We start from the raw sequence: 13,968 nt of genomic DNA, 5'->3' as shown, positions 1-13,968 counted from the left end.
ACGAAACGAGCGTGCGCACCCGCACGCTCGAGCGCATAACTGCGTCCTCCGAAGGAAAGGAACCAAGCCATGACCTCGCCCCAATCAGTGAATGCCCAGGTGTTCCGCCGGCTGCACACCGAAGGACTGCTGCTCCTCGCCAATGCCTGGGACGCGGGAAGCGCGCGGCTGACGGAGAGCCTGGGAGCGAAGGCCGTCGCCACCACCAGCGCCGGCGTGGCCTGGTCCCATGGGTACGCGGACGGGAACCACCTGCCGGTGCGGCTGCTGGCCGCGACGGTGGCGGAGATGGCCCGCGTCATCCGCGTGCCCCTCACCGTGGACATGGAGGGCGGCTATTCGGATGACCCCGCCACCGTGGGCGCGACGGTCGTCACCGTGCTGGAAGCGGGCGCGGTGGGCATCAACCTGGAGGACGGCGCCGGCTCGCCGGACCTCTTCTGCGCCAAGCTCGAGCAAGTGAAGCGCGCGGCCGCGCGGCTCGGCGTGGACGTGTTCGTGAATGCCCGGACGGACGTCTACCTGCAAGGGCTGGCTCCCAAGGAGCGGCGCGTCGAGGAGACGCTGGCTCGCGCCGAGCGCTATCGCGCCGCGGGGGCGGACGGCCTCTTCGTTCCGGCGATGGTGGACGCGGCGGACATCCGGGCCGTGGCCTCGGGGGCGGGGCTTCCGCTGAACGTGATGGCACGGCCGGGCCTGCCCTCTCCTTCGGAACTCCAGGCGATGGGCGTGCGCCGCCTGAGCGCGGGCATCAACATCGCCACGGCCGTCCTCGGAAGGGCAGCGGCGCTGACCACCGCCTTCCTGCGAGACGGGGCCACGCCCGCGCTGTTCGAGGGCGCCCTCTCCTACCCCGAGCTCAACGCGCTGATGGCGCCGCGCTGAGTCCGGAACCTCACCCCACCGGCAGCGGCAGCCGCACGGTGAACGTCGTCCCCGAGCCCACGGTGCTCTCCACCGTGAGCCGGCCGCCGTGGTTCTCGACAATCCCCTGGCAGATGGACAGGCCCAAGCCGGTGCCCTTCCCTTCCGGCTTGGTGGTGAAGAACGGCTCGAAGATGCGCTGCAGGTGCTTGGGGTCGATGCCCGTGCCCGTGTCACGCACCGTCACCACCGCGTCCTGCCCGTCCCGGCCCGTGGACAGGTACACCGAGCCACCGGGCGGCATCGCGTGGCACGCGTTGGTGATGAGGTTGACGAACACCTGCACCAGGTTGGCGCGCACCGCGGACAGCGGCGGCAGCTCCGAGTACTCGCGGTGCACGCTGACGCGCGCCTGCGCCACCACGTGCTCGCAGAAGCCCACCGCCATGTCGACCACGGCGTTGAGCAGCACCCGCTCCGGCTTGTCCTGCGCCGGCCGCGCGTAGCTCACCAAATCGCGCGTGAAGCGCAGGATGCGGTGGCTGCTCTCCAGGATCTTCTTCAGCTTCTCCTGGTCCGCCGGATTCGCGCCCGGCGTCAGCCGCGAGCGCTGCAGCAGCGCGTCCGCGTACGTGGCCACCGCCGTCATCGGGTTGTTGATTTCGTGCACCACGCTGGCCGCGAGCTGACCGATGGAGGCCAGCTTCTCCGCGTGGATGATGCGCTTCTCCAGCTCCTTCACCACCGTGATGTCCTGACCGATGGCGATGACGCCCTCCACCTCACCATGCTGCGTGAGCATGGAGGACGTGGCGAAGGACACGCGCACCTCGCCGCCGTCGCGGGAGAGCAGGCGCGTCTCGAAGCTGTTCACCGACTCGCCGCGCATGGCCGAGGCGATGACCTGCGTCAGCCGCAGGTGCTCGCTCTCCGGCACCAGCCAGAAGAGGTCCTTGCCCAGCACGTCCTCCTTGCGGAAGCCGGTGAGCGCGCTGATGGCCTGGTTGAAGACCACCACCTGCTTGTCCCGGCTGGCCACCAGGATGAGCGCGTTGGCCTTCTCCAGCAGGTCCTCCAGGTACTTGCGGACGAACGTCAGCTCGTCGATGAGCTTCGCGTTCTTCACCGCCACCGCCACCTGGTTGGCGAGCTGCAGGAGGACGCGCTCGTCGTGCTGCACGTCCGCGTCGAAGCCCTCCGGGTACTCCATGTTGATGGCGCCGAAGAGCTGCCCGCTGGCCACCAGCGGCGCGCTCACCCCGTGCCTGCAGCCCTCGAACAAGAGCGGCACTTCGCCCAGCACCGCCACGCGGCCCGGGGGCAGTGACGTGGGCGACAGGTTCGTCTTGTCCACCGCACGCTGGAGCAGCGCCAGCGGCTCGTGCGCGCCTTCCTTCAGGCGCCCCTCCGCGTAGAGCGACGTCAGCCCGCCGGTGCGCGCGTCGGTAATCCGGATGCAGAAGGAGCGCCCGGGGAACAGCTCCTTCACCCCGCGCGCCACCGCCGCGACCAGCTCCTCCTCGCCGCCGGACTCGGCCACGCTGCGGCCCAAATCGAGCAGCACGCTCTCCGTGCGCGCCTGCTCCAGCAGGGCCTTCTCCGCCACCACCAGCCGGTTGCGCGCCAGCTCCGGTTCGTTGCGCGCGCGCACCGCCACCACGTCTCCGCGGCGCGACAGCGTGAGCACCACGCCCGCCAGGTCGGCCAGCAGCTCCACGTCGCAGCTGGCGCCGTCCGAGGGCACGCAGGCGCCGGCCAGCGCGCGCGCCACGTCGTCCACCGACACATGGTGCTCGGCGCAGAAGCGGCGGAAGGCGTCGTTGACGGCCACCAGCCGCAGGCTCGGGTCACACATGGCCGAGGGCGCGTCCAGCGCCTCGAAGAAGGCCTGGAACGCCTCTGCAGAGGGGCCGCCGGGAATGCGAACGACGCGGGGCTCAGTCTTCATGGGAGGTGGCCTTGTCCAGGTCGAGAATCTGTTGCGCCCCCATGTACGACTTCGTCTCGTAGCGGGTGATCTTCCCAATCTTCCGGACGATCTCCGCCATGCGCTCCGCCTCGCGGTAGATGATGTCCACCGGCTTCCAGGCGAAGTCCTCCTCCTTCAGCTTGCGCTTGAGCAGCTCCGCGTAGCCCATGACGGACGTGAGCGGCTGGTTCAGCTCGTGCGCGGCGGTGCCGGCGAGCGCGACGATGACGGCGCTCTTCTCGCTCTCCTCCAGCCGCGTCTCCACGTCGGACAGCTTGCGCTCCAGCTGCATGCGGGCGCGCATGTCCGTGAAGATGCCCACGCTGAACACCTCGCGGCCGCCCTCGTAGACGATGGAGGCCGTCATGTTCACCGGCACCCGCTCACCCGAGCGGTGCATCAGCTCCTCGCGGGTGAGCGACAGGCGGCCCTTGCCGCCGTGCTCCGGGCTGCGGAGCATGGCCATGACCCGCTTGGCCACGCCGGGCGGATAGAGCTGGTGGACGGTGAGGCCGCTCATGGCCTCCTGCGCGGTGTAGCCGCACATGGCCTCCGCGCCCTTGTTGAAGAGGATGATGCGCCCCTTCACGTCCGCCGCGATGATGGCGTCCACCGACGAGTCGATGAGCCGCTCCAGGAAGTCCTTCGTCTGGCGCAGCTCGTACTCCAGCTTGCGCGCGTCGGTGACGTCCCGGAAGGAGAGGATGGTGGCCGCGTCCTCGTCGCGCATGGGCGCGGCGGACATGGACAGCGTCAGGCGCCGGCCCGCGGCGGTGCGCACCTCCACGTCCACGCCGGAGCGGGCCTCGCCGTGCGAGGCCGTCGTCACCAATTCCATCAGCACGCACTCGTCCACCGGCTGGGTGACCTGGTGCAGGTGGCGGCCGCGAGCCTCCACCGCCGGGAGGTCCAGCATGGCCGCGCCCGACGGGTTGAGCGACAGCACGCAGGCCTTGTCGTCGAGGATGGCCACGCCCTCGCTGACGTGCGCGAAGAAGAGCTGGTAGGGCTTGAAGGAGGCCGCCTGCTCCTCGGCGGCCAGGCGCGCCGTCTTCTCCGCCTCCGTCTGCCCGCGCACGGACTGGAGGATGGACGCGTTGCGCAGCGCCACCGCGGTGGCGTGCGCCACGGTGGTGAGGAAGTCGATTTCCCGGGGCGTGAAGGTGCGCCGCGTGCCCGCCGCGCGCACCAGCAGCACGCCGCGCACCTGCCCGCGCACCGGCAGCGGCAGCGCGGCGATGGCGTGGATGCCCCTGGCGGCCACCGCGCGGCGCTCCACGTCGCCCAGCAGCGGGTGCGTGGACGCCTCCTGCATCACCACCGGCTTGCCGGTGCGCATCACCTCGCGAATCTCGGGGTAGCGCGACAGCTCGATGCGCAGGTCCTTGAGGGCCGGGTCGTCGCTGGCGGCGACGATGACGCCCTCGTCGGCGTTGCGGCCGAGCATCACCAGCGTGGCGCGGGCGATGTCCAGCTTCTCCGCCAGCCGCCGGGTGACGCCGTGCAGGAGCGCCTCCACGTCGGAGCTCTCCGCGTACTCCGCCGTCAACTCCAGCAGGAGGGCCAGGTCCTCCTGGCTGCGCTCCTGCTCGCCGCGCTCCACATGGCGCGCGGCGGCGCACTGGAGCCGCCACGCCAACTCATGCGTGGCCACCGGCATGGTGAGGATGTCGGCGGGCTTGAGCGCCTGCGCGGCGGCGAAGCCCCGCTCGCCGGGCTCCACCAGCACCACCAGCGTGAGGCTGGTGGCGCGGGGGCCGTCGAGCAGGTTCCGCAGCGCGGAGCCACTGCCGGGCAGGGTCAGGTCCACCAGGGCGAGGGAGGCCTCTTCCAGGCCCTCCACCACCCGCAGTCCCGCACGCGCGGCCGAGGCGCTGAGCGCCTCACGCGCCTGCGAGTCGGGAGGCACCAGAGTGATGCCGAGAGCGAATTCCAGCGAGGACGGCACGTGGGAGGTGGGGTCCAGGGAAGGCGGGGAGCCCCACTCTACACGGCCCGGACGCTCAGGGGCAGTCCGACTCGAAGGCACCCAGGTCCGGCGCGGCACCGCAGTACGTCAGCCCCAGTGAGACTCCCACGTTGCGGGCAGGCGAGCCGGTACCGAGACGGAAGTCCCCGGTGTCGATGTTGAGGAAGGCCGGCGACTTCTCCAGCGAGCGGCGGTCCAGGCCGCTGCCCGCCTTCCAGTCCGTGAAGTCCATGTCCACCCCATTCAGGCGGAAGACGGCCGCCCCGCCGGAGCGGAAATAAAGATTGGAGTCCAGCACGGTGTTGGTGCGCTCCGGCCCGCCGCGCGCCGCCACGCCGCAGCCGGCGAAGACGTTGTTGCGCACGTCCAGGGTGGCGCTGGGGCCGGTGTCGCCGTGGCCGAAGATGAGGCACGGGCCCGGCACGTTCCACACGGTGTTCTGCTGCACCTTCACGTTGATGGAGGTGTCCACGCGGATGCCACTGCCCTCCTCGCTGCCGCCGAGCGCGTCACGGACGAGGTTGCGGCGGATGATGATGTTGGTGGGAGGCGCGTCCACGCGCACGCCGCCGATGCTGATGGCGCGGCCGTTGTTGTAGAAGACGTTGTCCTCCAGCGTGACGTCCTTCGCGGACAGGTGCACCACCACGCCCTCGCCACGCGACGTCGTGGAGGACTTGTGGCCCCAGACGATGTTGCCGCGCAGGGTGACGTGCGTGCACGTCTTGATGTCGGCGCCGTTCTCCCGGTTCTCGTGCAGCTCGTTGTCCTCGACGAGGAGGTTGTCGAAGGGCGTGCCGGAGACGGTGGCGCCGGCCTCGGGGCCGATGCACTGCACCGCGTCCCCGGAGTTGTGGTGGATGTCATTGCCGCGCACCACCACGTTCTTCGACGTGGTCTGCAGGATGACGCCGTGGCTGTCGTCGGTGCCGCGGCTGAAGTTGTTGATGACGTTGTTCTCGATGAGCACGTCGGCGGCCTTCTCGCCCACGTTGACGCCCGCGCCCGCGGTGCCGTTCTTCACCGTGCAGCCGCGCAGCACGCCGTGGTGCGCGCCCACGCCGCGCCACAGCACCGCGAAGGAGGCATCCCCCGCCAGGTCGAGCGTCATCCCCTCGATGCGCCAGTACGCGCCCCGCACGTCCACCAACGCGGACCCGCTGCCCGAGGGCTTCAGCACCACCGTGGCGCCGGGCGCGGCCCTCACGGTGAGCGGCGACGCCTCCGAGCCGCCCTTCTCCTCCAGCTTGAGGCGCTCGGACCAGGTGCCGGCCTTGAGGTACACGGCCTCGCCCGGCTTGAGCAGCGACAGCGCCTTCGTCACCGTGCGCAGCGGCGCGCCCTGCGAGCCGGCCGCGCTGTCGCTGCCGTTGGTGGCCACCCAGAGGATGCGCGAGAACTCCGGCTCGGGCTCCGGCGTCGGAGTGGGCGTGGGCGTCGGGGTGGGAGTCGGCGTCGGGACGGGGTCGGTCGGCAGGTCCGGGATGGGGAGCGGGCCGGGGGTCGGGTCGGGGTCCTCCGGCGGGGTCGGCGTCTCGTCGTCGTCGGAGCTGCCGGGAAGGTCGGGCAGGACGACCGGGGGCGTCTCCGCCGAAGGGGCCTCGCCCGGAGCCGGGTACGCACCGGTGTCTTGGGAGAGCTCTCCCTTGCCATTGCAGGCGACGGAGGAAAGCAGGACAGCGGAGCAGAGGGCCGGTATCAGCGGAAACCGTTGGCGCATCCTGTGAGACTCCTTGTGTGGGTCGCGACGTGTGGGGCGCTCGCGAGGACGGCCGCCAATTCCGGGCCCCGCGCTGTTCATTCCCGCACCCAACGGCAACCCATGCCTGCCGGGACGTAGGGGAAGGAGGCGAGAATCGCGATTCCGCAGGGTTGCGGAATGCGGAAAGAAGCGCGGCTGATGCGTCGCGGGGCCGGCATTCGCCAGATTGGCGAGCATATGTGGGCCCGTGGAGGCGGAGATATTCCCGAGTCGGGCCTCTTCTGTTTCACCCTGAGAGAAGGTCGGCCCGGGCGGGAGCGGGCGGACGTGCGCGTGGGCGGGCGGTCTGCTCATGCTCGGAGGCGGGTCCGGCGTTCCTTGACGAGGGGCGGAGCGCGCGGGATATGAGCCCGCCCCACCCGCGGTCAGGAGACGCCTTGGACATCTTCAAGGAATTCACCTTCGAGGCGGCCCACCGGCTGCCCAATGTGCCCCCCAACCACAAGTGCAGCCGGCTTCACGGGCACAGCTACCGGGTGGAAATCCACGTGCGCGGCCCCGTGGGTGAGCGCACCGGCTGGGTGATGGACTTCTCCGACATCAAGGAGGCCTTCGAGCCCGTGCGGATGCGGCTGGACCACTACTACCTCAACGAGATCGAGGGCCTGGACAACCCCACCAGTGAGAATCTGTCGCGGTGGATCTGGAAGCGGCTGCGGCCCACGCTCCCGCAGCTCAGCCGCGTCGTCGTGCGCGAGACGTGCACCAGCGGCTGCATCTACCAGGGCGAGGACGACTAGGGGGCACTGCCGCCCTCCTGGCGTTCTGACGTATCGTTCCCTCCGGCCCGTGCCCCGCTCCGAGCGGGCGGGCCGTCGAGGGGGCCCCGCATGCTGAAGTCTCTGTTGCTGCTGCTGCCCGTGCTCCTGCTCGGTGCCACGCCCGTCGTGGACCGGCCCGTGGTGGACACGAGCGGGCGGCTGTCCCCCTCCGACAAAGAGGCCGTGGCCACCGAGCTCGTCCGCCTGCGCGAGCAGACGGGCGCGCAGATGGCGGTGCTCATGGTGGACACCACCGGCGGGGTGCCCATCGAGGACTATGCCCTGCAGGTTGCCGAGGCGTGGAAGGGCGGCGGCAAGGGCCAGGACAACGGGCTGCTGCTCGTGCTCGCGGTGAATGACCGGCGCCAGCGGCTGGAGGTGGGCTACGGGCTGGAGGAGTACCTCCCGGACGACGCCGTGCGCACGCTGCTCGACGCGCAGGGGCCGCTGCTGCGACAGGGTGACTACGGGGGCGCGCTGCTGGCGGTGGTGCAGGGCGTGCGTCTGCGCATTCCGAATGCCGACGGCGTGGTGGCGTACCAGGCTCCGTGGCCCGCGGCGAAGGTGGGTGAGGCCTTCCTGGGGTTGATGTTCGGCGGGTTCGCCGTCGGTGTGCTGCTGGGGCTGTGCGTGGGACCGTGGAGGAAGCGACTCGGCGCCGTGAAGCTGGCCGGGGCCGGGGGCGCGCTCGTGCTGCTGCCTCTGGGGGTCATCACCCTCGCCGTCCAGTCGAGCCAGCGCCCCACCGCGGACTTCCTGTGGGCCTTCGCCTTCATCGCGACGGTGTTCTTCCTGCAAGCCCTCTTCGGCATCCACGCCTCCCGGGTCGTGGCGGTGCTTGCCGCCGCGTTCGTGCTCGGCTGCGGCGGGCTCGTGGGCATGGGGCCGCACTCCGCCAACGTGCTGGACCTGCTCTGGAGCACGCTCATGTTCAGCGGCTGCTTCGTCGGCAGCACCTTCGTGTTCTGGGCCATCATCCGGGCTGCCACCAGCGGCAGCGGCTCCTCGTCGTGGGGTGGCGCTTCCTCGTCCTCTGGAGACTCCTCATCGTCGTCGGGGTCCTCCTCGCCCTCCTATTCCGACTCGTCCTCGTCGTCCTCCTATTCCGACTCGTCCTCCTCTTCCGACTCGTCCTCGTCCAGCAGCTCCAGCTCGGACAGCTCGTGGAGCGGAGGGGGCGGAGACTTCGGCGGGGGTGGCTCCAGCTCGTCGTGGTAGCCCGCACCTCATGTGTCGCCGGGCCGTGACGGGCGGCATCAATCCCGTGCGCGGCCGTCCCGCCCGTGGCATGTAGCGCCCGGAAACCGACTTCGAGTTTCGAGGGCAATCCCATGAACGTGTTCATCACCGGAGCCACCTCCGGATTCGGGCTGGCCATCACCCGGCGCTTCCTCCAGGACGGCGCGCGCGTCATCGCCATCGGGCGGCGGACGGAGCGGCTGGAGGCGATGCGGGCGGAGCTGGGAGAGCGGCTGCTTCCCGTGACGCTCGACATCACGGACCGCGAGGCGGTGGAGCGCGCGGTGCGCTCGCTGCCGGCGGAGTTCGCCGAGGTGGACGTGCTGGTCAACAACGCGGGCCTCGCGCTGGGGTTGGACCTGGCGCAGTCGGCGCGCGTGGAGGACTGGGACGTGATGGTGGACACCAACGTGAAGGGCGTCCTGTACTCCACGCACGCGGTGCTGCCCGGCATGGTGGCGCGCAACCGGGGCCACATCGTCAACATGGGCTCCATCGCCGCGGAGTTCCCCTACCCCGGCGGCAACGTGTACGGCGCCACCAAGGCCTTCGTGCACCAGTTCAGCCTCAACCTGCGCGCGGACCTGCACGGCACCGCCGTGCGCGTGACGGACATCGAGCCCGGCCTGGTGGGCGGCACCGAGTTCTCCAGCGTCCGCTTCAAGGGCGACGAGACGCGCGCCGCGTCCCTCTACGCCAACACCCAGCCGCTGACGCCCGAGGACATCGCGGACGCGGTGCACTGGGTGACCACGCGCCCCGCGCACGTGAACATCAACATCATCTCCCTGATGCCGGTGGCGCAGGCCTTCGGGCCGCTGCCGGTGAAGCGGGGCTGAGCGAGGAGGCGCTCGCGCCGCCCGCCGTGGGCCCGGCGTCCGATGGAGGCCCGGGCCGGTGGTGGGCCCTCTTCGCGGACGACACCCTGCCCCGTCCGCCGTTCCCCTCATGAGAAGCCATGCGTGAGGTCCACGCGGGCGGGGGGAACAGCGATGACTCGTTACGGAACGGCTGCGTCGGTCCTTCTCATCCTCCTGGGGGGCTACGCGGCGTTGATGTTCTTCGCCTCCTTCGCGGGCTTCGCGGGGGACGGGCCCATGGTGCCCACCGCGGTGGTGGCGCTGCTGACGTGGGGCGGCTTCATCGTGCTCACGCTCCACGGACTCCGGCGCGCGCTGGCCGTCCGCGGGGGCGAGGCGAACCGGTTCGACGCCACGGTGTTCTGGACGAAGGCGCTTCCCTTGATTGGGGCGCTCTTGTCCATCGTCACGGCGTTCGCCTTCGGCTTCGGCGCCTTCGCGTCGTGCGGCCCGGTGTGGCTGTCGGGGATGTACCACTGGGGTGGATTGGTGGGCAGCATGCTGTGCTTCGGCGCCTGGTTCGCCGCGCCCTTCATCGCGCGAGAGACGGCGGGTGAAGCGGGACAGCGCGTGGCGCTTCCCGGCTGGGGGCGGCTCGCCATCATCGGCACGGCGGTGTACGGGTTGTGGGGCGTGGTGTGGCTCGTCGCGTGGATGCTGCTGCGCGGCTCCATCGAGGCCGGGGCCTATCCGACGGCGGCCAACTCGCCGTACCAGCTGCCGTACCCCGACGGGGAGCGCTCGTGGGTCATCCAGGGCAACAACTCGCACTTCAACCACAAGGAGGACGAGGAGTTTGCCTGGGACTTCCGGCGCCAGTGCGGCACCCCGGTGCTGGCGGCGCGCGGCGGCACGGTGCTCGGTGTCGAGCAGGACTTCGAGGGCAACGGCAAGGGCAAGAAGAACAACTTCATCACGGTGAAGCACGATGACGGCACCGTGGCGAAGTACATGCACATCAAGACCGGCAGCGCGAAGGTGACGGAAGGCGAAACCGTCAAGCAGGGAGACCCGCTGGCGGAGGTCGGCAACGTGGGCAACAGCCTCACCGGCCACATCCACTTCGTGGTGGAGAAGGGCGGCGACGGCATCCCCGTCACCTTCCAGGACGTCGACGAGGACAAGGGCATTCCACGCACGTTCGAGCGCTACGCCTCGGCGGATTGAGGCGGGTCAGCATTTTCGCGAGTTACCTGGAGGATTGCCCCCCATGTGCAGGATGTCAGAGGTCTGGTGCATGCTGGACACATGAGCGAAGACATCCAGGTGCAGGACGGGGAGCGGGTTGCGACGAACGGGGCGGGGCCGCATCCTGGGGACATGGGCGACAAGCCGAGGACGGAGAGCGTGTACGAGGCACGGGAGCGCCTCCCCGAGGGCGTCGTCAGCCAGATTGTCGATGGCGAGCTGTACGTCAGTCCCCAGCCACGCACGGTCCACAACCTGGCGGCGGGGGAGCTCTTCAGAGAGCTCGGGCCGTTCGGGAGAAAAGAAGGCCCGGGCGGCTGGCTGCACCTCCTCGAGCCCGAGCTTCACCTGAGGCGGGATGTGCTGGTGCCCGACATCGCGGGCTGGCGGCGTGAGCGGATGCCCGAGATGCCGGACATCGTTGGAGTGAAGCTCGCGCCTGATTGGGTCTGCGAGGTGCTCTCGCCCTCCACCGAGGCGCTGGACCGGGGCCGGAAGATGGCGGTGTACGCCCGTGAGGACGTGGGGCACCTGTGGTTCGTGGACCCGCGCAGCCAGTCGCTGGAGGTCTTCCGGCTGGAAGGCAAGAGCTGGAAGCAACTCGGCGTGTACGCGGGCAACGTCGTGGTCCAGGCCGAGCCGTTCGAGGCGCTTCCGTTGAGCCTGGCGTTTCTCTGGAAGCGCTGAGGAGTGAATCAGGGTTCATGTTTTTGCGGGAAGAATGAGGGCCCCGGCGCGCCCCTCCCATCATTGGGCTAAGATCCCATCCATGAGTCAGTCGGACCTTTCAGCTCCCAACAAGGGGCTCCTCGCCCGCGGCCTGAAGCTGCTGGGGCAGCTCACCCACCCGCAGACGCGCACCGGCAAGGTCTTCACCCGCGCCGAGCAGGGCCTCACCAAGGTGCTCGCACGCCTCGCGGAGAGCCCCACCTACCTGCGGGTCAGCGGCGGTCTCATGCGCCAGGGCTTCAATGCCCGCATCCGCCGCCGGGGACTCGTGGAGCGCACCCTGCGCACCCTGCGCCTGCCCACGCCCTCCGAGGTGGAAGACCTCAGGGACCAGCTCCGCCGCGTGAATGACCAGGTGGAGGCGCTCGGCACCCAGCTCGAGACGATGGTGGACCTCGTCCACACCCCCGAGTCCTCCGAGGCTGACGCCCCTGACTCCGAAACCCGCGCGCCCCGCCCGAAGGGACGCGCCTCGTCCACGCGCCGCACCTGACATGACCGCGTCCACCACCCAGCGTCTCCGCTCGTTCGTCGCGGGCAAGCTCGACCTCCCGCGCGCCGTGGCCAGCGTCCTCAAGGCGCGGCCGCTCAATCCCTACCCGTACCTCAAGTCCATCATCGAGAAGGCGTCCGGCGTGCGCGAGCCGCCCATCAGCGCCACGCCCCACACGGTGGTGTACACGCGCGGCAGCATGCGCCTGTTGCGCTATGCCTCGCCCCGGCGGCGCTTCCGCACGCCCATCCTCTTCGTCTATTCGCTCATCAACCGCTGGTACATCCTCGACTTCCTCCCCGGCCGCAGCCTCATCGAGCACCTCACGCACGCCGGCTACGACGTCTACGCCATCGACTGGGGCGTGCCCGGGAAGACCGAGGAGCACATCGACTGGGAAGAGCTGCTCGGCGGCCTCATCCAGACGGCGGTGCAGTGGACGCTGCGCGTGAGCAAGAGCCGCGAGCTGACGCTCTACGGCTACTGCATGGGCGGCACCATGGCGCTGGCGTACACGTCCCTCTACCCCGAGGGCGTGCGCAACCTGGTGGCCCAGGCCACGCCCGTGGACTTCAGCAAGGGCGGCGTCTACACGCTGTGGACGTCGGCGGAGAACTTCGACGTGGACTCGCTGGTGGACGCGTACGGCAACGTGCCCACCAAGGTGCTGGAGAGCGGCTTCATGATGGCCGCACCGGTGCAGCGCCTCACGCGCTGGCTGGAGGTGTGCCGCCGCATCGACGACCCGGACTTCGTCACCACCTTCCTCGCCATGGAGCGCTGGGGCGCCGACCCCGTTCCCTTCCCCGGCGAGGTCTACCGCCAGTACATCAAGGACTGCTACCAGCAGAACCTCTTCCCCAAGGCGCAGATGAAGGTGGGCGAGCAGCACATCGACCTGGGCCGCATCCAGTGCTCGGTGCTCAATGTCATCGCCGAGCAGGACACCATCGCCCTGCCCGCCATGAGCGAGCCGCTGCCGTCGCTGGTGTCCTCGAAGGACGTCGAGACGCGTCGCTACCCGGTGGGCCATATCGGCCTGTCCGCCTCCAGCAAGGGCGCCACCGTGGTGTGGCCCTCCATCGCCGCCTGGATTGGCGCGCGCTCGAAGACGATGGAGCCATGATTTCCACCGAGACAGAGACCTCAGGGGCGGGAGTACAGGTGCGCGAGGGCTCCATCCGCCTGCGGGACGGGCGGCGGCTCGCGTATGTCGAGTCCGGTGACCTGGACGGCCTGCCGGTGGTCTTCATCCACGGCAACCCGGGCTCGCGCTACATGCGGCACCCGGATGACCGACTCACGCACGGGCTGGGGGTGCGCCTCATCACCCCGGACCGGCCGGGCTACGGGCTGTCGGACTACCAGCCCGGGCGCACGCTGCTGGACTTCGCGGACGACCTGGAGCAGCTCGCCAACGCGCTGAAGGTGGGCCGCTTCGCCCTCTTCGGCGTGTCCGCGGGCGGGCCGTATGTCGCCGCCTGCGCGTGGAAGCTGGGGGCGCGCCTCACCCGCGCGGCCATCGTCTCCGGGGCGTCGCCGCTGAAGCGGCGTGGGGCCATGGAGGGAGTGAACCGGGACTACCGCAACGCGTACTCGATGGCGGCGTGGCCTGAGTGGCTGCTGCACCCGCTGATGGCCATGCATGACCGGCAGGTGCGTGCGAATCCGGCGAAAGCGCTGGCCGGGGTGATGGCGCACGCATCGCCGGATGACCGCGCCGTGCTGGCGGACCCGCTCATCGCCGCGCAGGTGCAGGGCTGGCGCCGCGAGGCCACGCGCAACGGCATCGCGGGCATGCGGCGCGAGGCGCACATCCTCGCGGCACCGTGGGACGTGCCGCTGGAGGAGATTCGCTGCGAGGTGGACCTCTGGTACTGGGAGGGAGACAGCATCGTCCCGCCGCAGATGGGGCGCTACCTGGCCACGCGGATTCCGCGCGCCGTGCCCCACTTCCTCACGGGCGGCGGGCACTTCTCCATCTACTCCCACTGGAGGGACATCCTCGCCCCGCTGGTGCACGAGGGCGTCTGAGGGCGCGATGCTCCTGGCCCGCTGGTGCGAGCTGACCGGTGTCGGCGGCTCGACACCGGGTGGGCCTTCGGCCTCATGAGGCTGGCTTCACGCCCTCCGC

General features: G+C 70.1%; 12 protein-coding genes. 9 read left to right on the top strand and 3 right to left on the bottom strand.

Features of this window, described 5'->3' with window-relative positions; all coding sequences use genetic code 11:
• The first annotated feature begins 69 nt into the window (after positions 1 to 69).
• Positions 70 to 885 carry an isocitrate lyase/PEP mutase family protein gene (locus G4D86_RS10270; RefSeq protein ID WP_163992070.1) on the top strand — a complete coding sequence of 272 codons (816 nt, stop codon included), beginning with the start codon at positions 70 to 72 and terminating at the stop codon, positions 883 to 885.
• Positions 886 to 895: 10 nt separating this feature from the next.
• On the opposite strand, the gene G4D86_RS10265 is transcribed toward G4D86_RS10270, so the two are convergent.
• The 3 genes from G4D86_RS10265 to G4D86_RS10255 are packed head-to-tail and all read right to left on the bottom strand — an operon-like array spanning position 896 to position 6,522.
• Positions 896 to 2,812 carry an ATP-binding protein gene (locus G4D86_RS10265; RefSeq protein ID WP_163992068.1) on the bottom strand — a complete coding sequence of 639 codons (1,917 nt, stop codon included), beginning with the start codon at positions 2,810 to 2,812 and terminating at the stop codon, positions 896 to 898.
• The gene (locus G4D86_RS10260; protein WP_163992066.1) at positions 2,802 to 4,781 is read right to left on the bottom strand and encodes a GAF domain-containing sensor histidine kinase; all 1,980 of its coding nucleotides are present in this window, start codon (positions 4,779 to 4,781) and stop codon (positions 2,802 to 2,804) included. The genes G4D86_RS10265 and G4D86_RS10260 overlap by 11 nt, the downstream gene beginning before the upstream one ends.
• Positions 4,782 to 4,836: 55 nt before the next feature.
• Positions 4,837 to 6,522 carry a right-handed parallel beta-helix repeat-containing protein gene (locus G4D86_RS10255; protein ID WP_205519523.1) on the bottom strand — a complete coding sequence of 562 codons (1,686 nt, stop codon included), beginning with the start codon at positions 6,520 to 6,522 and terminating at the stop codon, positions 4,837 to 4,839.
• Positions 6,523 to 6,941: 419 nt separating this feature from the next.
• Between G4D86_RS10255 and queD the strand changes: the two genes are divergently transcribed.
• From queD to G4D86_RS10215, 8 genes are all read left to right on the top strand, one after another.
• Entirely contained in the window at positions 6,942 to 7,304 is a 363-nt protein-coding gene (gene queD / locus G4D86_RS10250; RefSeq protein WP_163992062.1) for a 6-carboxytetrahydropterin synthase QueD, read from the top strand.
• 90 nt (positions 7,305 to 7,394) lie between these two features.
• Positions 7,395 to 8,543 (top strand): TPM domain-containing protein, encoded by a 1,149-nt coding sequence (locus G4D86_RS10245; protein WP_163992060.1) that lies wholly within the window; start codon positions 7,395 to 7,397, stop codon positions 8,541 to 8,543.
• A 113-nt stretch (positions 8,544 to 8,656) separates the two neighbouring features.
• On the top strand, positions 8,657 to 9,403 hold the full coding sequence (locus tag G4D86_RS10240) for an SDR family NAD(P)-dependent oxidoreductase (protein ID WP_163992059.1): 747 nt from the start codon (positions 8,657 to 8,659) through the stop codon (positions 9,401 to 9,403).
• A 153-nt stretch (positions 9,404 to 9,556) separates the two neighbouring features.
• Complete coding sequence (locus tag G4D86_RS10235) at positions 9,557 to 10,591, top strand: M23 family metallopeptidase (protein WP_163992057.1); 1,035 nt, start codon at positions 9,557 to 9,559, stop codon at positions 10,589 to 10,591.
• 153 nt (positions 10,592 to 10,744) lie between these two features.
• Complete coding sequence (locus tag G4D86_RS10230) at positions 10,745 to 11,299, top strand: Uma2 family endonuclease (RefSeq protein WP_163992244.1); 555 nt, start codon at positions 10,745 to 10,747, stop codon at positions 11,297 to 11,299.
• A gap of 82 nt (positions 11,300 to 11,381) precedes the next feature.
• Positions 11,382 to 11,834 (top strand): hypothetical protein, encoded by a 453-nt coding sequence (locus G4D86_RS10225; protein WP_163992055.1) that lies wholly within the window; start codon positions 11,382 to 11,384, stop codon positions 11,832 to 11,834.
• Between the two features lies 1 nt (position 11,835).
• Entirely contained in the window at positions 11,836 to 12,960 is a 1,125-nt protein-coding gene (locus tag G4D86_RS10220; protein WP_163992053.1) for an alpha/beta fold hydrolase, read from the top strand.
• Positions 12,957 to 13,868, top strand: a complete 912-nt coding sequence (locus tag G4D86_RS10215) for an alpha/beta fold hydrolase (RefSeq protein ID WP_240360156.1) — start codon at positions 12,957 to 12,959, stop codon at positions 13,866 to 13,868. Before G4D86_RS10220 ends, G4D86_RS10215 begins: the two co-directional genes overlap by 4 nt.
• Positions 13,869 to 13,968: the final 100 nt, after the last annotated feature.

Source organism: Pyxidicoccus caerfyrddinensis, from assembly GCF_010894405.1.
GTDB lineage: Bacteria > Myxococcota > Myxococcia > Myxococcales > Myxococcaceae > Myxococcus > Myxococcus caerfyrddinensis.
The sequence above is the reverse complement of the archived record's forward strand: the minus strand, read 5'-3'. Positions and strand labels throughout refer to the sequence as shown.